Source organism: Streptomyces sp. NPDC007164 (genome assembly GCF_040634135.1).
GTDB classification, from domain to species: domain Bacteria; phylum Actinomycetota; class Actinomycetes; order Streptomycetales; family Streptomycetaceae; genus Streptomyces; species Streptomyces sanglieri.
This window is the reverse complement of record NZ_JBEYFB010000014.1, coordinates 173,574-196,741: the sequence shown is the minus strand read 5'-3', so window position 1 is coordinate 196,741 and position 23,168 is coordinate 173,574. Positions and strand designations below refer to the sequence as shown.

Here is a 23,168-nt window from a genome sequence, read left to right as displayed (position 1 = left end):
CCCGAACCCGCACAGTCACCCTCGCCGCATGACCAAGGCAAACAGCTACAAATCCGATGGCGCAGCCTTGACGAAGGACATAGAGGCACCCCCCCCACACGAGGAGATCCTGTGCCGAATCGCGCGATCCGTCGTATCTCCGGCGCGACCCTGGCCGGCGCGCTCGCCGCGGCGACTCTGGCCGCCAACGCACCGCAGGCGTCGGCGGCCGGGACTCCGTCGCTGCGCGTCCTCACGTACAACACCTAGCCGCAGGCACTTTTTTACCGCGTTGTCAGCCATGCCGTGAGCGCCGACCCTCCAAGGGTCACCAGCGCCGTGAAGAGGCGCACCGGTGCACGCTGAACAGTCATACGGAATCCGCCAACTCGGATGTCTACTGCGGGGGTCCTGTGGTCGGTGCCCATGGGCTGTCCCTCCCTTGCGCTCTCAGCGGTTCTGCGAGCCGTGGTGGACCGTAGCGCGGGCGGTGGGGTGCACGTCTACCGCGATGCCGTTGGTAGACCCGAGATCCTGGATTGTCGTGGGGGAATCCTTACTGATCGTATTCACGTCTCAGGAAATCAGGCGGCTCCCCCCATGCATCGCAGACCCCACCCCTTACTCGGTCCCCGGCAGCCCGGAGCCGATCGTTCGCGGCATTGCGGTCGCCCCCTGAAGGTGATCCCTCACGTCGAAGACGAGGCGTCGCGGACGGGGTTCGAACCCACACTTCCCCCGAACGTCGGGGTGCAGTTGCGGGGCGCTCCGATCCGCGCATGCTGGAAGGAGACGTCCCATCGAGAGGTCCCGCTATGGCTACCGTCCACCGCCCGACGGAAGTTGAAGCATCCGCCTTTGAGGTCTACAGACTTGAGCTGACCGAGGCCGAGCAGAGCGAACTTAGGGCAGCTCCCGAAACGTTCTTGAGAGACCTACTGGAACGCGACGGGCACACCGTAAATCGCCTGCTCATCGATACGCGAGTGCTGAACGACGACTGTCCCGGCGGAGAATACGAAGTGGTCCATCTGCTCTCGCCCGCCTATCGGCGCTCCGAACACTCCGTCAGATGTGTCCCACCAACGTGAGACGAGGGAAAGTCGGCAGGGTTCGTGCGGCCGGGGCGCTCGACCGCACTCTACCCGGAGGAGAGCGCGGGGAGCACGGGAGCGCCACCGGCCGTCAGAGGCCGTACTCCTTCGACACCCGGAACAACTCGATCGCCGCCGACCGCTACCTCCGCGAGGACCTCGACCACGTGCTGCACCGCACCGGGCACGCGCAGCCGTCCGGGTGGACGAACGAGGCGGTCGAGGAGCAGAGCGCGCCCTGGACCGTGTCGAGTTGGGGCACCGGCTACACGTACACGAATCTCTCCGACCACTACCCGGTGGTCGCGTCGGTCCGGTAGCGCCCGGAGCGGTCAGGGCTTCGGCCGCGGTGCGGGGAATCCGCACCGCGGTGGTCCGGCCGACGTGAGCGGCACAAACCGGCGCCATGAATGGTCGCTTCGTGGTCATCTACGATCGTTCGCGTGTGCGCAAATGTCATGGTCGCCGAAGACGACGAGAAACAGGCCGAACTCGTACGCCGCTACCTCGAACACGAGGGCCACGCGGTCACGGTCGTCGGCGACGGGCTCGCGGCGCTCGCCGAGGTCCGGCACCGGGAGCCCGATCTGCTGGTGCTCGATGTGATGATGCCGCGCGCCGACGGTCTGGACGTGGTACGTGTGCTGCGCGCCGAGCACCGGGAGCTGCCGGTGCTGATGCTGACGGCCCGCAGCACCGAGGACGATCTGCTGCTGGGTCTGGATCTCGGCGCCGACGACTACATGACGAAGCCGTACAGCCCGCGTGAGCTGATGGCCCGGGTACGGACCCTGCTGCGGCGCAGCCGTCGGGGCACGGAGGGCACCGCGTCCGCCGCGGACCAGGCGCTGAGGTGCGGTGCGCTGGTCGTCGACCCGGACCGGCACGAGGTGTCCGTGGAGGGCCGGCCGGTGGACTGCACACCCGGTGAGTTCCGCATCCTCGCCGCGATGGCGACCGAACCGGACCGGGTCTTCACCCGGCAGCGGCTCCTGGAGGAGCTGCACGGCTTCGACCGCTACATCAGTTTCCGCACCGTCGATGTGCACATCATGAACCTGCGCAAGAAGATCGAACCCGCGCCACGTCGGCCTATCAGGCTGCTCACCGTCTTCGGTGTCGGCTACAAGCTGACGGACCCGGCGAGGAATGCTCCGCGTGCGTCGTGACCGGCGGCGGAACCGGCCGCCGCTCCGCAAGAGCCTGTTCGGCCGCCTGCTGGCGGTCTCCGCGCTGGTGGCAGCCTGTTCGGTGGCCGCCACGGCCTGGCTGGCCGTACAGACCACCTCCGGCGCCATCAAGCAGGAGCAGGGCCAGAACCTGACCGCCGACGCCCGGATCTACAACACCCTGCTCGGCTACGCGGCCGGCCACCCCACCTGGGAGGGCGTCGACGGCACCGTGCGCGACCTGGCGCGGCAGTCCGGCCGGCGGATCGCGCTCACCACCGAGCAGCGCCGCCCGCTCGCCGATTCCGCTTCCCGGCCGGCGCCGCCCGCGCTGCCGCCCCAGGCATCGGCGATCGTCGACCCGCTGTCCGTGGACACGGCCCTGTCCCGGACGGTCGACCGGTCCGAGGACGCGGCCGACCGGGTCGACCCGCGCGCGGTCGGACCGTTCCGGTTGCCCGCCGCCGAGCGTAAGGCGTTGCAGCGTGCCGCCGACCGGAACGCGGCGTGCCTGAGCCGGGTCGGGATCGCGGCGGACGTGGTCACGGGCCCGAGCGGGCGTCCGCGCATGGAGATCGTGGGCAATGATCCGGACCGTGTGCAGAACACCCGGTGCACGACAGACGAGCTGGACTCCCCGACCGCGACCGAACAGAAGGCCCTGGACGCGCTCAACCAGCTCGCCGACGCCTGCCTGAAACGCCAGGACCGTCCGGGCATCCAGCTCAACCTGGACCTGTCCTGGGGCGGCGGCTCCATACGGAAGGCCCCCTCCGAGGCCGCGGCTCCCGTACCCGAACCGCCGCCGAGCCTCCGCACCGACGAGGACGACCGCGCCACCGCCTCGTGCGTGGACACGGCCCGCCGGGAACAGCTCAGCTCCTATGTCGCCTCGCCCGCCCTGCTGTTCATCGGCGACGAGGACGGCACGACCGTGCCCGGCTTCGACCTCTCCCCCGCGAACACCGCGAAGATCGCGGGCGCCGCGGCGCTCGTCCTGGCACTCACCGTCGGGGCCACGATGCTCGCCGGATCCCGGCTGGCGCGGCCGCTGCACGCGCTGACGGGCGCGGCCCAGCGGATGCGGGACGGTGAGGACTCCGAGCCCGTGCTGGTCACCGGCGACAACGAGATCGGCCGGCTCGCCGCGGCCTTCAACGACATGGCCGACCACCGCGCGCGTCTGGAGACACAGCGCAAGGACATGGTCAGCGACGTCGCCCATGAGCTGCGGACCCCGCTGAGCAATATCCGGGGCTGGCTGGAGGCGGCTCAGGACGGCCTGGCGGAGCCCGACCCGGCGTTCATCGGCTCGCTGCACACGGAGGCCCTGCAGTTGCAGCACATCATCGACGACCTCCAGGATCTCGCCGCGGCGGACGCGGGCGCCTTGCGTCTGCACCCCGAGCAGCTACGCGTCGAGGACGTGCTCGCACAGGTCGCCGCGGCGCACCAGGCCGGGGCCGAGACCGCCGGGGTGACACTCTCGGCGCCGCCCGCTGCGGACAGCACGCCCTCCCCCGCGCTGTGGGCCGACCCGGTCCGGCTGCGCCAGGCCATCGGCAACCTGGTCTCCAACGCCGTACGTCACACTCCGCCGGGCGGACGTGTGACGGTGCGCGCGTACGGCGCGGGGACGTCGGTGGACGAGGCCGCGGCCGGCCGAGAGGTCGTGATCGAGGTCGCGGACACGGGCAGCGGCATCTCGGCTGAGAACCTGCCGCATGTCTTCGACCGCTTCTGGCGCGCCGAGAAGTCGCGCAACCGCCGTACCGGGGGCAGTGGGCTGGGTCTGGCGATCGTACGGAAGCTCGTGGAGGCGCACGGGGGCTCGGTGAGCGCGGCGAGCGTCGAGGGTCAGGGTTCGGTGTTCACACTGCGCCTGCCTGTGGATGCGGCAGATGCGGCGGATGCGGCGGATACACCGGGTACGGGGAACGCCGAGGAACCGGCCGACGAGTCCCAGACCGCCGCTGACCGGGCCTGATGCGATGACCACAACGTTCTGACAGCTTCTTCATAACTTCGGGCCAGCCTGTCGGCATGCCTCGCGCCCCGGTGCGAACCGGTACCCGGGTACCGACGAGGCCGACCTGGAATGGAGCGATGTCCATGCCCCACCGACTGTCCCTGCGCACTGCTGTCCTCGCCGCTGTCGCGGCCGGCGCGGTGCTCGTACCGTCCGCCGCCGCCTTCGCCGACTCCGCGCCCTCGCCTTCGGCGCCGTCCGTGAAGCGGTCCGCGGCAGCCCGCGCGGAGGGCGGCGCCACCCCCGAGCCCAGGAGCGCACAGCCGTCGGTGGCGCCCCGTGGCGGCGTCGCCGCGGGCGACAGCCCGGCACCGGCCGAGCCCGAGCCCGCTGTCAGGCGTCCGGGAACCGCCGCTCCGCGCGGTGGCGTGGCCGCCGGTGAGCGACCGGCCGGAACATCCGGCGATCAGACCACCGCCCTGGCCGGATCGGCCGCGGCGGCCCTGCTGGTCGCCGGTGCGGGAACGATCGTGCTGCGCCGCCGCTCCGCCGCGCAGCGCAACGGCTGACCGACCGGCAGCGACCGCGCCGAGTCGACTGACTCCGCGGGCCGGTTGACACCCGTCAGCAGTTGACGCCCCCTCGTGGCGCCGTCCTTCCCGGGCGGCGCCACTGCCGATTCCCGCCCAGACCTGGAGCCCTCATGTTCCGCATCTCGCTCTCGCTCCGACGCGCCGCGCTGCCGCTGCTCGCCTGTCTCTTCCTCGCCGGCTGCTCCTCCGACACCACGGACGGCCCGGCCGCCGCAGCACCCGGCAGCAGCAGGACCGCCGCGGTCGGCACTCCGGCACAGGCCGGTTCGACGGGGGCCGGGAAATCCGACGACGCCCCGGCAACCGCCCCCGTCCGCATCCGGATCCCGTCGCTCGGCATCGACAGCGAGCTGATGCGCCTCGGCCTCAACCAGGACGGCACCGTCGAGGTACCTCCCGCCGAGAAGGGCATGACCGCCGGCTGGTACACCGGCGGCGCCGCTCCCGGCGAGCGCGGCGCCGCGGTCGTCATCGGGCACAACGACACCCGCTTCGGGAAGGCCGTCTTCCACGATCTGAAGAAGATCACCGCGGGAGCGGACATCGCCGTCCACAACGACCGCGGCGCGGAACTCCACTTCCGGGTCACCGCCACCGAGACGGTCAGCAAGAAGGCCTTCCCGACCGAGAAGGTCTACGGATCCACCGGCGCTCGCACCCTGCGTCTCATCACCTGCGACGGCACCTTCGACGCCCAGGGCCACCCGGTGGACAATCTCATCGTGTACGCGAACCGGAGCTGAGGAATCCCCGCGCCGGCCGCATAGCGATTCATGTCTTCCGAAGGCGCTCGGAGGACGTCTCGGGCTCGATCACGGCAGGGCCCTGGAACAGCCGCCGGCCGCTTCCCCGGTCATGAGCCGTCCGCGGTGGCGTCGAGCAGCCGGCCGATGTGCGCATCGACCGGCTCCAGCACAAAGCGGACCTGCCGACGGAACGCCGGCCGCTGCTCTTCGCGTGCACGCGGGCCCGGGACGGGCTGCCTGTGCAATGGCCGGGCACGCCCGGCGACTTCCTGGTGGCGGCCGACGTGTCTCAGGCCTCTTGGGCGCGAGGGCCGGGCCGTGGGCGTCGCAGGGCCAGGGCCGCCAGCGCCTCGGGGGCGCCCTCCGGGCCGCGGATGCCCGGGAAGGCGTTGATGTCGACGACGACGGGCGCCCCCTCGCGGTCCAGCAGGTCGACCCCATAGACATCCAGGCCGAAGACCTCCCCTGTACGGAGGGCGAGCCGGGTCCAGTCCTGCGGCAGATCACGGACCAGCGGCGCGGGCCGCGCGCCGCCCGGGGGTGCGCCCACCGGTGCGGGACGCACGCCCGTGAACACCTCTCCCGCGATCACCCACAGCTTGTGGTCCCAGCCGCTGTTCGCGACGAACTCCTGCAGGACGACGGGCTCGTCGGACCACTTCGACGCCAGGTCCCTGAGCCCGTCCGGGCCGTCGACGCGGGCGACCAGGTCCGCGCGCCGGCTGTGACGGCTCTTGACCATGAGCGGATAGCCGTTCGCTTCCGGCTCCGCTCCGCGGAGGGCTTCGGACAGCGCGTCCAGGGTCCATGTCCGGGGCATCGGCAGGCCTGCGTCTTCCGCCACGGCGGCGATCCGGCTCCTGTCCTGGCACAGCTCCGTCGCGGCAGCGGAGTTCACCACCCGGGCGCCGAGCGCTGCGAGAGAGCGTGCCAGCACCAGTGCCCGGGGCGTATGTGCCTTCAGGAGGTAGACATCGGCGAGCTCGTCCGGGGACACCGGTTGCGACGGGGAGACGGCTCCGGAATCCGGGTCCGAGAACGTCACCTGGTGCTCCGCCTCGACCAGCGCGGCGGAAACCGCGGCGAGCAGCGGATGATCCGGCTTGTCGGTCAGCAGACACACCTTCATATCCGCGCGCCTTCGGGCACCGCTGCCACCATGTCCGCTCCGGTGCCGGGACCGAGTCCGGCCACGGGATACGGGTGGGGTCGCGCGTGGGGGCCCTGCGCCGGCACCGGAACGCGCGGGGTGGCAGGGGGCGGGCCCGCCCGGTCGGCGCCGCCGGTCCTGGCCAGCTCAAGGACGGCTCCGGCCAACCGGGACGCGGCGTCCGGGACCTGACGGAAGCTCGGGAAGTCGTTGATGTCGACGATCACGGGGCCGTCCGGGCCGAGCACCACGTCGATGCCGTACAGATCGAGGCCGAAGACCGCTCCCACCTTCGCCGCCGCCGCGGCCACCTCGGCGGGCAGGGGGACGGCCCTCTCGTCGACCGGGGCGTCCGGGTGGAGCGGGGAGCGGCGCACGGTGGCGTGGAACTCGCCCGCGAGACAGTAGACCTTCAGGTCGGAGCCCGCATTGGCCACGTAGGGCTGTGCGATGAGCTGGCCCTCGCCCGCCCACTCCCCCTCAGCCAGCCCCTCGGGGTCCGACACGAGCCGTACCCCGCGCCCCGAGCTGCCGTCGGCGGGCTTGACCACCAGGGGGAAGAGCTCCGCGGGCACATCCGCGAACAGCGTGGCCCTCGGCGCCGAATAGGTGACCGGAACCGGCAGCCCGTACTGTCGCGCGATCACCGAGGTGAGGACCTTGTCCCGGACCGCGCGGATGGACCGCGCATCGTTCACCGTGGTCAGCCCCACCGCCGCCGCGGCCTCCAACAGGGTGAGCCCGGGGCCGCCGGACACGGTCTTGAGTACCCAGGCGTCATGGGTCCCCGCCCGCACCTCCTCCGAGATCCGCAGGAGCGAGCCGCCGGGGCGCACCACGTCCACCTGGTGTCCCCACGACTTCAGTTGCCGGACGACGTCGAGCGGCATGCCGTCATGCCGGTACAGCTCTTCGACGAGGAAGCAGAGCTTCATCCCAGAACCCCTCGGTGCCCCACGGTTGATGGGGGCACAACGATGCCTCGTGGTGCTCCTTCGAACACCACCAAAAGGGCAACGCTACGTCACGCCTGCCCCAAAGCGACCTCGGCCGTGGGTTACTGATGCTCCGTTCATCCTCCGCTGTCCACAACGACAGCGGCGCGGAACTCCACTTCCGGATCACCGCCACCGAGGCAGTGAGCAGGAAGGCATTCCCGGCCGAGGAGGTCTCGGTCCTCCTCGGCCGTGTTCCTGGACCGGCTCAGCACCCGGGACGCCGGTCCGGACCGACCGCCCAGGCCGTCAGAGCAGAGGTCAGAAGAAGACCCCGCACCGCAGCAGCACATTCGCGTACGGCCGCGCCTCGCCCGTCCGTACCACCAGCCGGGATCCCGCCGAGAGCAGCTTGAGCTCGTCGTGCGGTACGTGGGCGAGTCCGGGGAGGCGGTCGGTCAGGAGACGGGCGGTCTGCGGGTTGGCCGCCATGACCTCGTGCGCCGCTGTCGCGCCCTCCACGACGAGTTCGTCCAGCAGACCGTCGAGAACCTCGGCGAACGAGGGGACGCCGGCGCGGAAGGCCAGGTCGACGACGCGGGGGCCGGCCGGAATGGGCATGCCCACGTCGCAGATCAGCACTCCGTCGCCGTGTCCCAGTCCGGCCAGGGCTCCGGCGAGGTGACGGTTGAGAATTCCTGCCTTCTTCACGGGGCCGCGACTTCCGCCGCGGCCGGGACTTCGTCCGCCGTGGGAAAGGACTCCTGCGCGCCCCGCCTCGTGACGGCCGCCGCCCCCACCCGCACGGCGAACGCGGCGGCCTCCGTGAGTCCTTCCCCCAGGCCGAGCCGCCAGGCCAGGGCCGCCGTGAAGGCGTCACCCGCCCCGGTCGTGTCCACGGCTTCGACCTTGAGGCTCGGAACGGGTACCACATCGCCGGTACGGCCGTCCGCGACGAGCGCTCCCGCCGCCCCCAGTGTGACCACGACCGACCGCGGGCCGAGACCGAGCAGTGCCCGCGCCCACTCCTGGGGTGTGCTGCCTGCGGACTCGCCCAGCATGTAGCGCGCTTCGTGCTCGTTGACCACCAACGGGTCGCAGGCACCCAGCACATGGCCGGGCAGGGCCGCGGGCGGGGAAGGGTTCAGCACCAGCCTGCTGCCGGGCGACATCGCACCGGCCACCTCGGCGACCGTCTCCAGCGGGATCTCCAGCTGTACGGAGACGACCCGGGCGGCACCGAAGAGCGCGCCGGCCGCCCGGATGTCCTGCGGAGTGAGGCGGGCGTTGGCCCCCGGCGACACCACGATGCTGTTGTCACCCGAGGGGTCCACGGTGATCAGCGCCACGCCGGTGGGGGCCCCGCCCACCAGGACACCATCGGTCACGACGCCCGCCACCCGTTGTGATTCCAGGAGCAGGCGGCCGTGCGCGTCGTCGCCCACCCGGGCCAGCAGGGCCGTGCGGGCACCGAGGCGGGCGGCGGCGACCGCCTGGTTCCCACCCTTTCCGCCCGGGTGGACGGCCAGATCGGAGCCGAGCACGGTCTCACCGGCGGCGGGCCGGCGTTCGACGCCGACGACCAGGTCGGCGTTGGCGGAGCCCACGACCAGCAGGTCGTACCGGTCCTGGCCCTGGTCCTGATCGCTGTCGCGGTCGCTGTCGTTCATCGTTCCTGCTTTCCGTGGCCGGCCACTGCTGGGGCCCAGATCATTCGCGGTCTTTCGCGGTCAGGAGAAATCGGCGACGTTCTTCTTGGTGACGACCTTGACCGGCACCATCACCATGCTGTCGACCTTCTTCCCCTCTGCCGCCTTCACCGCGTTCCGCACGGCGATCCGGCCGAGTTCCTTCGGCTGCTGGGCCACGGACGCGTACAGCGTGCCTGCGCCAACCGCCTTCAGGCCATCCGGAGTTCCATCGAATCCGACGACGGACACCGACTTGCCCGCCTTGCTGCCGAGCGCCCTGACCGCGCCGAGCGCCATCTCGTCGTTCTCGGCGAAGACGCCGGTGATCCCGGGGTGGGACTGGAGCAGGTTGGTCATGACGTCCAGGCCCTTCGTGCGGTCGAAGTCCGCCGGCTGCCTGGCGACGACCTTGATGCCCGGATACGCCTTGAGTCCCTCGGCAAAGCCGGCGCCTCTCTCGCGGCTGGCCGACGTACCGGCCGTCCCCTGCAGCACGACGATGCTGCCCTTGCCCCCGAGCCGGTCGGCCAGTGCCTGGGCGGCGAGCCTGCCACCCGCGACGTTGTCGGATGCCACGAGCGTGGCGGTCCGCGCCTTGTTGACCCCTCGATCGGCGGCGATCACCGGGATGTCCGCCTTGTTGGCGCCCCGGACGGCAGGGCCCGCCGCATCCGAGTCCACCGGGTTCACGATGATCGACTTCACGCCGGAACTCGTGAAGTTCTGGAGCTGGTTGGCCTGCTGCGAGGCGTCGTTCTGTGCATCGGTGACGGTGAGGTCGACCCCGGCCGTCCTGGCCTCGGCCTGCGCTCCCGCCTTCATCTGCACGAAGAAGGGGTTGTTGAGCGTGGAGAGCGACATGCCCACCTTGGTGTTACCGCCGGAGGAACCGGAGTTGAAGTAGGACACCCCGCCCACGACGACAGCCACGCACACTGCGGCGATGCCGAACTTCAGCGCTCCCGCTCCCTTGCGGCCCGATCCCGGCGACCCCGGCGCGGCGGACGAACCGCCCGGGGCGGCGGCGCCTGATCCGGCCCTGCGGCGGACCGTGTCCAGCAGCACCGCGAGGGCGATGACGACACCGATGACGACCTGCTGCCAGAAGGCGGACACCGAGAGGAGGTTCAGCCCGTTGCGCAGCACGGCGAGGATGAGCGCCCCGATCAGTGTGCCGGACGCCTTGCCGACACCGCCGGCGAGGCTGGCGCCGCCGATGACGACCGCGGCGATCGCGTCGAGCTCGTACCCCTGCGCGGCCTGCGGCTGCGCGGAGGTCAGACGGGAGGCGAGGACGATGCCCGCGACGGCGGCGAAGAGCCCGGACAGGGCGTAGATGGCCAGCTTCTGCCGCTTGACGCGCAGCCCGGAGAGCCGGGCCGCCTCCTCGTTGCCGCCGATCGCGTACATCGAACGGCCGATGTAGGTACGGGCCAGGATCAGCGCCGCGATCAGTCCCATCACGACCATCACGAGGACGGGGACGGGGAGCCAGCCACCGAGTGTGTCGCCGAGCACGGAGACCGGGTCGGGGAAGTCGATCGGCTTTCCCTGGGAGATGACCAGGGACAGGCCCCGCGCGATGGACAGCATCGCGAGCGTCGCGATGAACGGTGGCAGTTTGCCGTACGAGACGAGGGCCCCGTTGACGAAGCCGCAGGCGATGCCGGTGGCGACGGCCAGGACGACGGCCAGCCAGACCGGCAGCCCCTGCGAGGTGGCCGACCAGGCGAGGACCGTCGCGGAGAGCGCGGCCACCGAGCCGACGGACAGGTCGATGCCCGCCGACACGATGACGAAGGTGACGCCGAACGCGAGGATCGCGGTGACGGCGGCCTGCACACCGACGTTCAGCAGGTTCTGGGTGGTCAGGAAGTCGCCGGAGAGCAGCGACATCGCCACCAGGAGTACGACCAGGGCGCTCAGGGCGCCGTTGTCGAGCAGAAGCCGGCGGACCGTGCGCCCTGCGGCGCCACTGGCGCCCATACTGCTCTTGAGCGTGTCAGTGGCCACGGGGGCTCTCCTCTTCGTTCACGGCCGGATCCGCCGCCGTAGTTGTTGTGGGCGCTGTCGTGGGGGCCGCGCCGACGGCGAGGGCCATCACCGCGTCCTGGGTCGCTTCGTGGGCGGTGAGTTCTCCGGCGATCCGGCCCTGGGACATGACCAGCACCCGGTCGCTCATGCCGAGGACCTCGGGCAGGTCGCTGGAGATCATCACAACCGCGTGGCCCGATGCGGTCAGCTCGTTGATGAGCTGGTAGATCTCGACCTTGGCGCCGACATCGATCCCGCGGGTGGGTTCGTCGAGGATCAGCACCCTGGTGTCGGCCAGCAGCCACTTCCCGATGACGACCTTCTGCTGATTGCCGCCGGAGAGCGTACGGACGTGCTGGCCGAGACCCGCCATCCGTACGCCGAGCTGTTCGGCGATCCGGGCCGCGGCCACGCGCTGCCCCTTGAGGTCCACGAGTCCGGACCGGCTCGCCGAGCGCAGGGTGACCAGGCCCAGGTTCTCCTGCACCGAGGCGTCGAGCACCAGGCCCTGCCCCTTGCGGTCCTCGGGCACGAGGCCGATTCCGGCGCTCATCGCGGCGGTGACGTCGTGCTTGGCCAGCCGCTCGCCGACCACGTCGACGGTGCCCCCGTCGTAGGGGTCGGCGCCGAAGACCGCGCGGGCGACCTCGGTGCGGCCCGCGCCGACGAGACCGGCGAGGCCGAGCACCTCTCCGGCCCGCACCTCGAAGCTGATGTCGTGGAAGACACCGTTGCGCGTCAGGCCGCGCACCGAGAGCAACGGGCCGCCGGTTTCCGGGCGTTCACGGGGGTACTGCTGGTCGATGCTGCGTCCCACCATCAGCTGTACGAGCTCCGCCTCGGGCGTCGAGGCGGGAACCTGGTCGATGGACCGGCCGTCGCGCAGCACCGTGACCCGGTCGCCGAGTGCCGCGATCTCTTCGAGGTGGTGGGTGATGAAGACGACTCCCACCCCGTCCTCGCGCAGCTGCCGCACGATCCGGAAGAGCCTGTCGACCTCTTCCGAGGTGAGAACGGCGGTCGGCTCGTCCATGATCAGCACGCGGGCGTCCAGGCTGAGCGACTTGGCGATCTCCACCATCTGGAGCCGGGCGATGCCCAGTTCACGGACCTTGGCCTTCGGCGAGACGTGCAGGCCGACGCGGTGCAGGAGCACCTCGGCGTCCGTCTCCATGCGGCGCCGGTCGATCATTCCGAAGCGGCGTGGCTGCCGGCCGAGGAAGATGTTCTCGGCCACCGTCAGATCGGGCACCAGGTTGAATTCCTGGTAGATCGTGGCGATGCCGAGCCGTTCGGCGTCCTGCGCGCCGTGGATGCGGACCTCGCGGCCCTTGGCGAAGATCCGTCCGCTGTCCGGTCGGTAGGCGCCGGAGAGCATTTTGATGAGTGTGCTCTTGCCCGCTCCGTTCTCACCGAGCAGGACGTGCACCTCGCCGCTGCGCAGGTCGAAGTCCACGCTGTCCAGTGCGACCACACCGGGGAAGGTCTTGCGTACGCCTTCGATGCGCAGCAACTCGTCCGGCTTGCTCACAAGTTGCTCCTCCGGTCCGAAGCGGGCTCGCCGCAGGAACGGCGTACGACGAGGCGGGCGGGAAGGGTGACGGACTGCGGGGACCGGCCCTCGACCATGTCGACCAGCGCGCGGACGGCGGCGCGGCCGAGTTCGCCGGTCGGCTGGGCGATCGCCGTGATCGGCGGATCGGTGTGGACGAACCACGGGATGTCGTCGAAGGCGGCGAGCCCCACGTCCTGCGGGACGCGCAGACCGGCCGCCCGGATGGCGTCCAGCGCGCCGAGTGCCATCAGGTTGTCGGCGGCGAAGACGACTTCGGGCGGCTCGGGAAGCGCCAGGAACCGTTCGGTGACACGTCGGCCGCTGTCCGCCTGGAAGTCGCCCTGGCCGATGTAGGCCTCGGGCAGGTCGAGTTCACGCGCACGCAGCGCCTCGCGGAAGGCCTCGACGCGTTCGTCGCCCGTGGTGGTGGCCGCGGGGCCGGCGATGATGGCGAGTCTGCGGTGGCCGAGTGCGTGCAGATGGGCGACCAGGTCCCGGATCGCGTGGCGGCCGTCGGCCCGTACGACGGGGACGTCGACGCCGGGCATCCAGCGGTCCACGAAGACCATCGGCGTACCGCCGCGCGACACCTCCGCCATGAGCGGGGAGTCGCCGTCGGCGGGCGAGACGAGGAGCCCGTCGATCCTGCGGTCGAGGAGCGTGCGGACATGGTGGTCCTGGAGCTCCGGCCGTTCGTCCGCGTTGCCGATGATGACGCTGTAGCCGAGGGCGCGGGCCTCCTCCTCGACGAAGCGGGCCAGTTCGGTGAAGTACGGGTTGAGCACATCACTGATGACCAGGCCGAGAGTGCGCGTCTGATCGGTGCGCAGCGAGCGGGCGACGGCGTTGGGCCGGTAGCCGAGGGCGTCGACGGCGGCGAGGACCCGGGTCCGCGCGTCCGGGCTGACGGAGGGATGACTGTTGAGAACACGGGAGACCGTGGCGACAGAGACCCCTGCCTGAGCCGCGACGTCCTTGATGCTCGTCATGTCCGGACCACCTCCTTGTGGTTTCCGTGAGCCTCGAAACCAGTGGGCCGGAGCCGTGGAATCGATTACACGGAAGATTGGAAACGATTACACGACGGGAAACAAGCCCCCACCCGCGGTCCGAGACCGGATCGTGACGAGCGGCGAGTGGCACGGGAGCCGGGGAGGGCGGGCGCCGACGTACGGGAGCGGGGCGCGGCACCACATGGGACATCCCGCACCGCCGCGCGGGCCCGGGAACGCAAAATGCCGACCGGGAAAAATCCCGACCGGCACTTGACTGGTTTTCCTACTGGTGTCCGAGGGGGGACTTGAACCCCCACGCCCGATAAAGGGCACTAGCACCTCAAGCTAGCGCGTCTGCCATTCCGCCACCCGGACCAGGTGGTCGGCCCCGGTTTCCCGCGGCGACATGGAAAACAATACCAGGGGTTCGGCGCGCCTCTCACCTGCGTTTCCGGTGGTCAGTGCGGCGCGTCGGGTGCACTCCGCGCCGCCCTGCGACACTCGGCCCGGCTCGCCCACGTTCCGTGGTCGCGACCGTACGCACGGTTCGGGCCACGAGCCGAGCAGGTCACGGCTGGTGAAAGTGCCGCACACCCCCTGGACGCCACCCACCGGATGCGGGAGGGCAAAATCCATACAGTATTCGGGCGACTGTATGGGATCTTCTTCCGCTCGAACCCGCAGTACCGGACCGGCTTCCGCACTCGCCCACGAAGGGCCAGGTATCGCCGTGCCCGAGGACAGCCAGGATCCCAAGCCCGGCGGTGCCGTCGTCCCCGCCGGGCCGGGAACGGCTGCCGACGCCGTGACCGCGGGCGCCGACGGCCCTCCTCGCCGGTCGCGGGGAGGGCCGTCGTGGGCGGGCGGCCCTAGCAGCCCTTGCGGCGCAGGGTGTGCAGGTAGGCGGCGGAGCGGCGGGCCGTGGTGAAGGAGTCCACTATCGGCTGGTCGTGCTCCACCTGCCAGTGGTGGTCGCGGCGGCCGCCGTGGGTCCTGGTGACGGCGGAGAGGAACTTCTTGTAGTCGATGTCGCCGTCCCCGACATCGACCATGCGGTAGCCGTCGCGGGCCGCGATGTCGTGCTCGCCGTCCTTGACGTGGAAGAGCGGGTAGCGGTCGGGCTGCTTCAGTACGTAGTGCAGCGGGTCGAAGGTGGCGGGGGTGCCGTCGGCCCGCTTGCCGAACCGGAACTGACCGACGTAGGCCCAGTAGATGTCCATCTCCAGGAAGACCAGATCGGGGTCGGTCTCGGCGAGCAGTACGTCGTAGAGGCGGACGTCGGGCCGGTCGGTGGCGAAGGAGAACTCCTCGGCGTGGTTGTGCTGGTAGAACTTCATGCCGCGTTCTCTGGCCGCGGCGCCGTAGGTGTTGAAGTCCGCGGCGGCGCGCTTCCAGGCGTCGACCGTCGATCCGTAGCGGAACGGCCCCGAGGCGGTGCCGACGTGCTTGAGGCCGAGGGCCTGGGCGTCGTCGAGGACCTTGGTGAGGTTCTGCGCGAAGGTGTAGGCGTTGGCGTTGTTGTCGTCGTAGTAGCCGACGTGGCTGCCGATGCCCTTGAGACCGTGGTCGCGGGTGAGCTGCTTGAGCTGGGCGAGGGTGATGGCACCGGCCGAGCCCTGGGTGTAGCCGGCGTACTCGACCTCGTCGTAGCCGTACGCCGAGAGCTCGGCGAAGACCTTGTCAAAGCCGAGGGCCGAGACCTTGTCGCGGAGGGTGTAGAGCTGGATTCCGAGACGGCCGGGCGGCAGCAGCGGGTCGCCCTTGGGCCGGCCCTGGGCGGAGGCGGCCGGGGCGGCGGCGCCGAGCAGGGCGGCTGCGGTGGCTCCGGCGGCGACGCCGAGCATGGAGCGCCTGCTGAGCTTGCGGGCGAGTTCGGCGTCGACGGGGGTGCGGCGGCTCATGGGGAACTCCTTCTGGGGGGCGGGACGTTGTCAGTGCAGTCCGGCGAGTCGGAGCAGCAGGGACTTCACTTCGGTGGCCCGGACGGGGCCGGTGAACGCGTGGGGGGTGGAGCACAGGATGAGCGGACCTTCTTCGTCGCTCTGCGGAAGGCGGCCGTGGCTGCCGCGAATAGGTGACGGGTCCAGCGGCACGACCGCCATGCGGTAGCGCATGCCCAGCTTCTTCCGGGCGACGGCCGTGGCCGCCTTGACCCGGACGTACGGGTCCTGGGGGTCCAGGAAGAGTTCGACGGGGTCGTAGCCGGGTTTGCGGTGGATCTCGACGAGCTGTGCGAAGTCGGGGGCGCGGGCGTCGTCGAGCCAGTAGTAGTACGTGAACCAGGCGTCCGGGTCCGCGACGGCGACCAGCTCGCCCGAACGCGGGTGGTCCAGGCCGTGTGCCTTCTTGCCCTCGTCGTCGAGGAGCTGATCGATGCCCTGGAGGTCTCGGAGGGCTTCGCGGGTGGCTTCGAGATCCTCGGGGCGGCGTACGTAGATGTGGGCGAGCTGGTGGTCGGCGACGGCGAAGGCGCGCGAGGCCATCGGGTCGAGGTACTCCATGCCGTCCTGGGTGTGGACCTCCAGGAGGCCGGCGCGGCGCAGGGCGCGGTTGATGTCGACGGGCCGGTCCACGCGGGTGATGCCGTATTCGGAGAGGGCGACGACGGTGCGGCCTTCGCGGCGGGCGTCGTCGAGGAGGGGGGCCATGGCCCGGTCGAGTTCGGCCGCGGCCCGGTAGGAGCGCGGGTCGTCGGGGCCGTAGCGCTGGAGGTCGTAGTCGAGGTGCGGGAGGTAGCACAGGGCCAGGTCGGGGTGGCGGGTTTCGAGGATGTGCCGGGTCGCGTCGATGATCCACTGCGAGGAGACGAGGTCGGCGCCGGGGCCCCAGAAGTGGAAGAGGGGGAAGGTGCCGAGTTTCTCGGTGAGTTCGTCGTGGAGGGCGGGCGGCCGGGTGTAGCAGTCGGGTTCCTTACGGCCGTCGGCGTAGTAGACGGGGCGCGGGGTGACGGTGATGTCGGTGTCGGCGCCCATGGCGTACCACCAGCAGATGTTGGCGACGGTGTAGCCGGGGTGGGCACGGCGGGCGGCGTCCCAGAGTTTGTCGCCCGCCACCAGTCCGTTGTGCTGGCGCCAGAGCAGGACATCGCCGAGCTCGCGGAAGTACCAGCCGTTGGCGACGATGCCGTGCTCGGCAGGGGTGGTGCCGGTGAGGAAGGTGGACTGGGCCGCGCAGGTGACGGCGGGCAGGACGGTGCCGAGCGGGGCGTGGGTGCCGGACTGCCCCAGGGCCTTCAGGTGTGGCATGTGGTCGAGGAGCTGTGGGGTGAGGCCGACGACGTCGATGACGAGGAGAGGGGTGGGTGCGAGGGTCCCGGTGGGCTGCTCGGCAGTGGTCATGGGAGCTCCTTGAGGCCGAGGTCGACCAGGAGGTCGCGGGCGAGGGTGAGTTCGGCGGCGATTCCGTCGGCGAGCTGGGTGCGGGTACGGGGGCGCGACGCGGCCGGGAGCGCCTGCCAGGTGTACGTCTCGACCTCCAGGTGCCTGGTGAGGGGGCGTGCGCCGCCCACCAGGCGGGTCAGGGTGGATCGGAGTACGGGAAGGGTGGAGGTGAGCGGTGGTGCGGGTGGTGCGTGCAGGGGGACGTGGAAGTGGGCGCGCCAGGGGGCTCCGTCCGGCAGGGCCCGGCCGGTGACGGCCTCGTCGAGGTCGTCGGTGCCGCGCAGTCCGGCGGCGGTGCTGGTGCGGGTCTGGTGCAGGAAGCGGGGTTCGGCGAAGGCTGCGAGTGCGGTGCGTACCTCGGGGAGGTGGGGGTGTTCGGCGTGCAGTGCGGCGGAGAGCTGTGATTTGGCGATCGGGATGTCCGCGGCGCGCAGTGCGTCCAGGGCGGTGTCGGGGTCCTCGAAGGAGGTGGCGAGGTGGCAGGTGTCGACGCAGATGCCGATGCGTGGGTGTGCGACGGCGGTGAGGGGGGCGATGGCGTCGGCGGTGGTCTCGACGGTGCAGCCCGGCTCGGGTTCGAGGCCGACGCGGATGGATTTGCCGGTGAGTTCGGCGAGGGCGTCGAGGCGTTCGCCGAGGGTGGTGAGCGCGGTGTGTGCGGTGCGGGCCGCTTCCGGGTCCGAGTCGAAGGGGGTGCGCCAGGCGATCGGGAGGGTGGAGATGGTTCCTTCGGTGGCGTCGTCGGGGAGCAGGCCCGCCAGGAGCCGGGCGAGGTCGGTGGTGTGGGCGAGCCGTTCGGGGTCCGTCCAGTCCGGCTTGTACACCCGGTACTTGACCTCGTCGGCGCCGAATCCCTCGTACGGGAAGCCGTTGAGGGTGACGACCTCCAGGCCGCGGCGGTCCAGTTCGGTGCGCAGGGACCGCAGTTCGGCCGGGTCGTTGATCAGGGTGCGGGCCGCGTCCCTGGCGAGCCAGAGGCCGATGCCGAGCCGGTCGCGGCCGAGGCGCTTGCGGACGGGTTCGCAGTGGTCGCGCAGTTGGGCGCGGACGCCGTCGAGTGTTTCGGCGGGGTGGACGTTGGTGCAGTACGAGAGGTGGACGGTGGAGCCGTCGGGGTGGCGGAAGCGCATCGCCTCACTCCCCGCCGCGCAGGATGGAGTTGCCCTCGTGGAGTGGTTCGGGCGTGGCGATGCCGAGCTGGAGCCGGCCGCTCTGCCCGTAGAACTCGACGGGGTTGCGCCAGAGCACCTTGTCGACGTCGTCGTCGCCGAACCCGGCGGCGAGCATCGCGTCGCCCACTTTGCGGGTCTTGAGCGGATCGCTCCGGCCCCAGTCGGCCGCCGAGTTGACCAGGATCTTCTCGGTGCCGTGGGTCCTGAGGATCGCGATCATGCGGTCCTCGTCCATCTTGGTGTCGGGGTAGATGGAGAAGCCGGCCCAGCAGCCGCTGTCCCTGGCGTCCTTCACGGTCGTCTCGTTGAGGTGGTCGAGCAGCACGCGCTCCGGGGGGAGGTGGGATTCGCGGACGACGTCGATGGTGCGGTGCAGTCCGGCGAGCTTGTCCCGGTGGGGGGTGTGCACGAGGGCGGGCAGGCCGTGGTCGGCGGCGAGCTGGAGCTGGGTGGCCAGGGCGGTGTCCTCGGCCGGGGTCATGGAGTCGTAGCCGATCTCGCCGACGGCGACGACGGAGTCCTTGACCAGATAGCGGGGCAGGGCGTCCAGGACGGGGGTGCAGCGCGGGTCGTTCGCCTCCTTGGGGTTGAGGGCGAGCGTGCAGTGGTGGGCGATGCCGTACTGGGCGGCGCGGAAGGGTTCCCAGCCGAGCAGGGCGTCGAAGTAGTCGAAGAAGCTGGCGGGCGAGGTTCGGGGCTGGCCGAGCCAGAAGGAGGGTTCCACGAGGGCGCGGACTCCCGCGTCGTACATCGCCCGGTAGTCGTCCGTGGTGCGGGAGGTCATGTGGATGTGCGGGTCGAAGATGCGCATCAGGACTCCTCCGTGGGGGCGGCGGCACCGGGGGTGGTGAGTGCGAGGACGTGGGTGAGGCCGGCCGGGACATCGCGGCCCGCCGCGAGGCGTTCGGCGGCGAAGTCGCCCAGCATGCGGGCGAGTTCGGCGTCGCCGCGGGCGCGGCGGGCCAGTCCGTCGACGGCTTCGACGTCGACCCCGGTGAAGAGGCACTTGAGAACGGCGTGGCGCCAGCTGTGCGCTTCGAGATGGGTGGCGGCGTACGGGCCGACGGCCGCGGCGATGAGCCGGGTGTCATTGGTGCGCAGTGCGTCCTCGACAAGCGGAAGGGCGGTGGGGCCGAGGTCCAGCCGGTGCAGGGTGAGCAGGACGGCGCGTCGTTCGGCGGCGGTGCCCTGTTCGTAGAGCCTGGTCAGGGCGGGCAGCGCGGCTCCGGCTTCGACGAGCAGGAGGGCGCGTACGGAGTCGGCGTGTTCGAGTCCGCAGTGCCGGCCGGCCGCGGCGTAGCGCAGCTCCCACGGTGGGGCGGCGTAGGGGCTGCCGGGTTGTTCGGTGTCCTGGTGGGAGGCGGCGTGTTCCGCCTCGGCGAGCGCCTCGTCGAGCCAGGCGCGCGCGGCTCCGCCGAGCTGTGCGTCGAGCTCCTTGCGGGTCAGCAGCGGGGGGTTCGTCGGGGACATCGGCATGGCGTCGCTCCCTTCGGCGGTTCAGCGGCTCGACGGACTGTGCTTGCGGAGGAACTCGATGGAGGTGCGGGCGAGTTCGGGCCCGGCATGGGAGTGGCGGGGCAGCTCGACGACGGTGAGGCCCTGGTAGCCGGTGTCCGAGAGGGTGTCGAGTGCTTCGAGCACGGGCGGGAAGTCGATCTCGCCCTCTCCGAAGGGGAGGTGTTCATGGACGCCGCGGCGCATGTCCTCGATCTGGACGTGGCGCAGCCAGGGGGCGGCCTCGCGGACGCAGTCGACGGGCATGGCGGGTTCCAGGCACTGGCAGTGGCCGATGTCGAGGGTGAGTCCGAGCGGTGCGGGATCTCCGCTGAGGACGCGCAGGTGGTGGAAGTCGGCGAGTGTGGCGAGGAGGTGTCCGGGCTCGGGTTCGATCGCGAGGGGAATGCCGGAGCGGTCGGCGGCTTCCAGCACCGGGGCGAGGGAGCCGGTGAGCCGTTGCCAGGCGGTGTCGGGGGTGGTGTCGGGCGGGGTGATGCCGCTGAAGCAGTGCACGGCGTGGGCGCCGAGGTCGGCGGCGATGCCGACGGCCCGGACGAGCAGCCGGGTGCGGGCGGCGCGGGCCTCCGGGTCCGGGTCGAGGAGGGAGGGGCCGTGCTTGCGGCGCGGGTCGAGGACGTAGCGGGCGCCGGTCTCCACGGTGACGCCGAGCCCCAGCTCCTGGAGCCGGGCCGCCGCGTGGGCGGTGCGGGCGGCGAGGTCGGGGGCGAGGGGGTCGAGGTGCATGTGGTCGAGGGTCAGGCCGACCCCGTCGTACCCGAGGTCGGCGAGGAGCCCGAGGGCGTCGTCCAGGCGGAGGTCGGTGAGCCCGTTGGTGCCGTAGCCGAGGCGGATCGTCATGTCGGGCTCACCTTCCGGACGAGGTTGCGGGCGATCGGGACGAGTCCCATGACGGCGAGCGCCGTGCCGACCGCTCCGGTGCGGGCGGCGAGGGCGGCCTGGAGCGGGATCATCGCCCGGATGCCGCCCCCGACGGCGCGCTGGGTCAGCTGCGGGGAGGGGTTGAGGGCGGCGTGCAGGAGCGGGACGGCGGCGGTCCGGACGTAGGAGCCGGTGAGCGCGGTGCGCACGAGGCCGGGGGCGGTGACGGAGAGGGGCGCGGGTGGGCGGTGCGCGGGGCGAGGGCCGGACCGGTCTCCGCCCCGTCCACTCCGCGTGCGCGGGGCTGCGCCCGGTTGCCCACGCCGTGCGCGCCGCGCCTGCGCGGTCGTCTCCGGGGCTGCGCCCGGTTCCCCGCCCCGCCGACGCTCCGTCCGCGCAGTCGTCGCCGAGGCCGGCTCCCGTTCCCCGCCCCGCCCGTTCTCCGTCCGCGCGGTCGTCCCCCGGGCCGTTCCCGGTTCTCCGCACCGCTCACGCCGCGTGTGCAGGGCTGCCGCGCCCAGTGCGGTGACGGCCGCGAGGGCGGCGAGGGGGGCGGTGGTCGATCCGCCCTGTGCCTCGTGGCGGGAGACGGCGGTGACGGCGTAGGTGTGCGCGCCGAGCAGGCCGGCGGCCGGAAGTGCGCCGAGAACGGAGCCGCGCGCGGCCGGATCCGGTCCCGCCCCGGGCCCCGTCGGCCGCCCCGCCGCCCCGGTGGCGGTGGCCCCGAGGAGCAGGTCGAGTCCGCGGGCGGCGGCCATCGCCGCGGGTCCGGCGGGGGTGTGCTTCAGCCGCAGGTCGTACGCCCACACGGTGGCCGCCAGTCCGGTGGCCACCGCGAGGGCCGGGCGGCCGGCCCGGGCCGCGAGCCCCAGCCCGGCGGCGGTCAGCGCGCCCGCCGCGGCCAGGGCCGCTCCGGGTGCGATCCGCCCCGAGGGGATCGGCCGGTGCGGGCGGTCGACGGCGTCCTCCTCGCGGTCGGCCCAGTCGTTGAGCGCCATGCCCGCCTCGTACAGGCAGAGCGAGGCGCCGACGGCGAGCGCGGTCGAGCCGTTGGGGCGTCGGCCGCTCGCCGCCGCCCCGGCCAGCGCGTCGCCGGGGACGGTGAACAGCGCGGACACCCTCAGCAGTTCCGCCCAGGCGCGTGCCGTCATCGTTGCCCCCGCAGCGTCCCGGCGAAGACGAGCAGTTCCTGGTACTGCTCGAAGAGCGCGGCCGGGCCGCCGTCCGGGTCCTTGAAGTAGAAGCCGAGCTGGGGCAGCGGGCCGCTCAGCCCGCGCTCGTGGGCGCGGGCCACCAGCCTGGCCAGATCCAGGACCAGGGGCGCGGCCAGTGCCGAATCGCAGCCCTGCCAGGTGGTCTGGAGCACCATCCGCGCGCCGAGGAACCCGTCGAAGGCGATGTGGTCCCAGGCGGTCTTCCAGTCGCCGAGGGCCGGTACGTCGTCGATGTGGACCTCGCCCTCGGGTGCGGTGCCCAGGGTGTCGGCGAGTACGCGTTCCTTGCCGGCGTTCTTGGCGGCCGCCGCGCCCGGGTCGGCCAGCGCCGCTCCGTCGCCGCCGCCCAGCAGGTTGGTGCCGGACCAGGCCCGTACGGGCAGGGCGCGTTGCACGAACATCGGGGCGAGTACGGAGCGGAGCAGGGTCTGGCCGGTCTTGCCGTCGCGGCCCGCGTGAGGAAGTCCGCAGTCCGCGACGGTGTCCTGGAGGGCGGCGGCGCGCAGCCCGGTGGAGGGGGTGAAGTTGATGTAGGGGCAGCCGGCCCGCAGTGCCGCCGCCGCGTAGAGCGAGCTGGCGGGCAGCCGTTGTTCGCCGGGGTCCGGAAGGGGTTCGGTGGACGCCACGTTGATGACGACCGTCCTGGCCAGCTCGTTGCGGTGCGTGAAGTCGGTGAGGTCGGCGGCGAAGGCGGCGACGAGTTCCTCGTCGCTGCGGGGGTCGCCGGGCAGTGGCCCGCCGGGCCGGATCCCGGCGTCCGCCGCGGCGAGTTCGGCGTGCACCGCCGAAGGCAGTCCGTGCGGCAGTACTCCCCCGGCGGCCAGTGCCTCGGCCCGTTTCGGCAGTGGGCAGCCGGTCGTGTCGTGGCCGCCGAAGACGAGTGAGGTGAGTGCGGGCAGCCCGCTGTCGGCGAAGGGTGGGGTCTCGGTGACCATGCCTGCCGCCGGGTGGAGCCCTGCCGCGACCGCCGCGCACCCCGCGGTGGCGGTGGTGGCGACGGAGCCGCGTGCTCCGATGAACCAGACTCCGGTACGAACGGCGGGTGCTGACACGGGCTGCCTCCCTGGCTGGGGGTGCTGGCTGGGCAGAGCGGGTGGCGCTGTGCGTCGAGGAGGT

At 71.7% G+C, this 23,168-nt stretch carries 20 protein-coding genes, 1 tRNA gene and 2 pseudogenes; 6 read left to right on the top strand and 17 right to left on the bottom strand.

The window, feature by feature from the left end:
• Positions 1-111 precede the first annotated feature (111 nt).
• Complete coding sequence (locus tag ABZ622_RS20070; RefSeq protein WP_360544878.1) at positions 112-249, top strand: hypothetical protein; 138 nt, start codon at positions 112-114, stop codon at positions 247-249.
• 180 nt (positions 250-429) lie between these two features.
• On the opposite strand, the pseudogene ABZ622_RS20065 reads toward ABZ622_RS20070, so the two are convergent.
• Positions 430-531: pseudogene (locus ABZ622_RS20065) on the bottom strand (DUF2662 domain-containing protein); the annotation flags it as partial.
• Positions 532-1,174: 643 nt separating this feature from the next.
• On the opposite strand from ABZ622_RS20065, the pseudogene ABZ622_RS20060 reads away from it, so the two are divergent.
• The 5 genes and pseudogenes from ABZ622_RS20060 to ABZ622_RS20040 form a co-directional block, all read left to right on the top strand.
• A pseudogene (locus tag ABZ622_RS20060) lies at positions 1,175-1,393 on the top strand (sphingomyelin phosphodiesterase); the annotation flags it as partial.
• A gap of 138 nt (positions 1,394-1,531) precedes the next feature.
• The gene (locus ABZ622_RS20055; RefSeq protein ID WP_360544899.1) at positions 1,532-2,242 is read left to right on the top strand and encodes a response regulator transcription factor; all 711 of its coding nucleotides are present in this window, start codon (positions 1,532-1,534) and stop codon (positions 2,240-2,242) included.
• Entirely contained in the window at positions 2,223-4,229 is a 2,007-nt protein-coding gene (locus ABZ622_RS20050; protein WP_360544876.1) for a HAMP domain-containing sensor histidine kinase, read from the top strand. Before ABZ622_RS20055 ends, ABZ622_RS20050 begins: the two co-directional genes overlap by 20 nt.
• 125 nt (positions 4,230-4,354) lie before the next feature.
• Positions 4,355-4,780, top strand: a complete 426-nt coding sequence (locus ABZ622_RS20045) for a hypothetical protein (RefSeq protein ID WP_360544874.1) — start codon at positions 4,355-4,357, stop codon at positions 4,778-4,780.
• A 134-nt stretch (positions 4,781-4,914) separates the two neighbouring features.
• A complete protein-coding gene (locus tag ABZ622_RS20040; protein WP_360544872.1) occupies positions 4,915-5,547 on the top strand; it encodes a class F sortase in 633 nt (210 codons plus the stop codon).
• Between the two features lie 292 nt (positions 5,548-5,839).
• Here the strand turns inward: ABZ622_RS20040 and ABZ622_RS20035 are convergent, their stop codons facing one another.
• The 16 genes from ABZ622_RS20035 to ABZ622_RS19960 form a co-directional block, all read right to left on the bottom strand.
• A complete protein-coding gene (locus tag ABZ622_RS20035; protein WP_360544870.1) occupies positions 5,840-6,679 on the bottom strand; it encodes an alpha-L-glutamate ligase in 840 nt (279 codons plus the stop codon).
• Positions 6,676-7,635 carry a hypothetical protein gene (locus ABZ622_RS20030; protein WP_360544868.1) on the bottom strand — a complete coding sequence of 320 codons (960 nt, stop codon included), beginning with the start codon at positions 7,633-7,635 and terminating at the stop codon, positions 6,676-6,678. The genes ABZ622_RS20035 and ABZ622_RS20030 overlap by 4 nt, the downstream gene beginning before the upstream one ends.
• A 321-nt stretch (positions 7,636-7,956) precedes the next feature.
• Complete coding sequence (gene rbsD / locus ABZ622_RS20025; RefSeq protein ID WP_360544866.1) at positions 7,957-8,346, bottom strand: D-ribose pyranase; 390 nt, start codon at positions 8,344-8,346, stop codon at positions 7,957-7,959.
• Positions 8,343-9,305, bottom strand: coding sequence for a ribokinase (locus tag ABZ622_RS20020; protein WP_360544864.1), 963 nt, complete (start codon positions 9,303-9,305; stop codon positions 8,343-8,345). Before ABZ622_RS20020 ends, rbsD begins: the two co-directional genes overlap by 4 nt.
• 60 nt (positions 9,306-9,365) lie before the next feature.
• Positions 9,366-11,339 carry a substrate-binding domain-containing protein gene (locus tag ABZ622_RS20015; protein ID WP_360544862.1) on the bottom strand — a complete coding sequence of 658 codons (1,974 nt, stop codon included), beginning with the start codon at positions 11,337-11,339 and terminating at the stop codon, positions 9,366-9,368.
• Positions 11,329-12,891, bottom strand: coding sequence for a sugar ABC transporter ATP-binding protein (locus ABZ622_RS20010; RefSeq protein WP_360544860.1), 1,563 nt, complete (start codon positions 12,889-12,891; stop codon positions 11,329-11,331). Before ABZ622_RS20010 ends, ABZ622_RS20015 begins: the two co-directional genes overlap by 11 nt.
• A complete protein-coding gene (locus ABZ622_RS20005) occupies positions 12,888-13,904 on the bottom strand; it encodes a LacI family DNA-binding transcriptional regulator (protein WP_360544858.1) in 1,017 nt (338 codons plus the stop codon). The genes ABZ622_RS20010 and ABZ622_RS20005 overlap by 4 nt, the downstream gene beginning before the upstream one ends.
• Before the next feature lie 293 nt (positions 13,905-14,197).
• A tRNA-Leu gene (locus ABZ622_RS20000) sits at positions 14,198-14,285 on the bottom strand.
• 494 nt (positions 14,286-14,779) lie between these two features.
• Positions 14,780-15,811, bottom strand: a complete 1,032-nt coding sequence (locus tag ABZ622_RS19995) for a sugar phosphate isomerase/epimerase (protein WP_360544856.1) — start codon at positions 15,809-15,811, stop codon at positions 14,780-14,782.
• 30 nt (positions 15,812-15,841) lie between these two features.
• Positions 15,842-17,248 (bottom strand): nucleotide pyrophosphatase/phosphodiesterase family protein, encoded by a 1,407-nt coding sequence (locus tag ABZ622_RS19990; protein ID WP_360544854.1) that lies wholly within the window; start codon positions 17,246-17,248, stop codon positions 15,842-15,844.
• Entirely contained in the window at positions 17,245-18,420 is a 1,176-nt protein-coding gene (gene eboE / locus ABZ622_RS19985; RefSeq protein ID WP_360544852.1) for a metabolite traffic protein EboE, read from the bottom strand. Before eboE ends, ABZ622_RS19990 begins: the two co-directional genes overlap by 4 nt.
• Before the next feature lie 4 nt (positions 18,421-18,424).
• Positions 18,425-19,273 carry a TatD family hydrolase gene (locus ABZ622_RS19980; RefSeq protein ID WP_360544850.1) on the bottom strand — a complete coding sequence of 283 codons (849 nt, stop codon included), beginning with the start codon at positions 19,271-19,273 and terminating at the stop codon, positions 18,425-18,427.
• On the bottom strand, positions 19,273-19,938 hold the full coding sequence (locus tag ABZ622_RS19975) for an EboA domain-containing protein (RefSeq protein WP_360544848.1): 666 nt from the start codon (positions 19,936-19,938) through the stop codon (positions 19,273-19,275). The genes ABZ622_RS19980 and ABZ622_RS19975 overlap by 1 nt, the downstream gene beginning before the upstream one ends.
• Before the next feature lie 21 nt (positions 19,939-19,959).
• Positions 19,960-20,817 (bottom strand): sugar phosphate isomerase/epimerase family protein, encoded by an 858-nt coding sequence (locus ABZ622_RS19970; protein ID WP_360544846.1) that lies wholly within the window; start codon positions 20,815-20,817, stop codon positions 19,960-19,962.
• Positions 20,814-21,989 carry an SCO3242 family prenyltransferase gene (locus ABZ622_RS19965; protein ID WP_360544844.1) on the bottom strand — a complete coding sequence of 392 codons (1,176 nt, stop codon included), beginning with the start codon at positions 21,987-21,989 and terminating at the stop codon, positions 20,814-20,816. Before ABZ622_RS19965 ends, ABZ622_RS19970 begins: the two co-directional genes overlap by 4 nt.
• The gene (locus tag ABZ622_RS19960) at positions 21,986-23,104 is read right to left on the bottom strand and encodes an inositol-3-phosphate synthase (RefSeq protein WP_360544842.1); all 1,119 of its coding nucleotides are present in this window, start codon (positions 23,102-23,104) and stop codon (positions 21,986-21,988) included. Before ABZ622_RS19960 ends, ABZ622_RS19965 begins: the two co-directional genes overlap by 4 nt.
• Between the last annotated feature and the right edge of the window lie 64 nt (positions 23,105-23,168).

What these genes read in the sequence shown, in the direction of transcription:
- ABZ622_RS20055 (WP_360544899.1), top strand. Translation starts at nt 1,532, where the DNA reads ATGGTCGCCGAAGACGACGAGAAACAGGCCGAACTCGTACGCCGCTAC.
- ABZ622_RS20050 (WP_360544876.1), top strand. Translation starts at nt 2,223, where the DNA reads ATGCTCCGCGTGCGTCGTGACCGGCGGCGGAACCGGCCGCCGCTCCGC.
- ABZ622_RS20045 (WP_360544874.1), top strand. Translation starts at nt 4,355, where the DNA reads ATGCCCCACCGACTGTCCCTGCGCACTGCTGTCCTCGCCGCTGTCGCG.
- ABZ622_RS20040 (WP_360544872.1), top strand. Translation starts at nt 4,915, where the DNA reads ATGTTCCGCATCTCGCTCTCGCTCCGACGCGCCGCGCTGCCGCTGCTC.
- ABZ622_RS20035 (WP_360544870.1), bottom strand. Translation starts at nt 6,679, where the DNA reads ATGAAGGTGTGTCTGCTGACCGACAAGCCGGATCATCCGCTGCTCGCC.
- ABZ622_RS20030 (WP_360544868.1), bottom strand. Translation starts at nt 7,635, where the DNA reads ATGAAGCTCTGCTTCCTCGTCGAAGAGCTGTACCGGCATGACGGCATG.
- ABZ622_RS20020 (WP_360544864.1), bottom strand. Translation starts at nt 9,305, where the DNA reads ATGAACGACAGCGACCGCGACAGCGATCAGGACCAGGGCCAGGACCGG.
- ABZ622_RS20005 (WP_360544858.1), bottom strand. Translation starts at nt 13,904, where the DNA reads ATGACGAGCATCAAGGACGTCGCGGCTCAGGCAGGGGTCTCTGTCGCC.
- ABZ622_RS19995 (WP_360544856.1), bottom strand. Translation starts at nt 15,811, where the DNA reads ATGAGCCGCCGCACCCCCGTCGACGCCGAACTCGCCCGCAAGCTCAGC.
- ABZ622_RS19990 (WP_360544854.1), bottom strand. Translation starts at nt 17,248, where the DNA reads ATGACCACTGCCGAGCAGCCCACCGGGACCCTCGCACCCACCCCTCTC.
- eboE (WP_360544852.1), bottom strand. Translation starts at nt 18,420, where the DNA reads ATGCGCTTCCGCCACCCCGACGGCTCCACCGTCCACCTCTCGTACTGC.
- ABZ622_RS19980 (WP_360544850.1), bottom strand. Translation starts at nt 19,273, where the DNA reads ATGCGCATCTTCGACCCGCACATCCACATGACCTCCCGCACCACGGAC.
- ABZ622_RS19975 (WP_360544848.1), bottom strand. Translation starts at nt 19,938, where the DNA reads ATGCCGATGTCCCCGACGAACCCCCCGCTGCTGACCCGCAAGGAGCTC.
- ABZ622_RS19970 (WP_360544846.1), bottom strand. Translation starts at nt 20,817, where the DNA reads ATGACGATCCGCCTCGGCTACGGCACCAACGGGCTCACCGACCTCCGC.
- ABZ622_RS19965 (WP_360544844.1), bottom strand. Translation starts at nt 21,989, where the DNA reads ATGACGGCACGCGCCTGGGCGGAACTGCTGAGGGTGTCCGCGCTGTTC.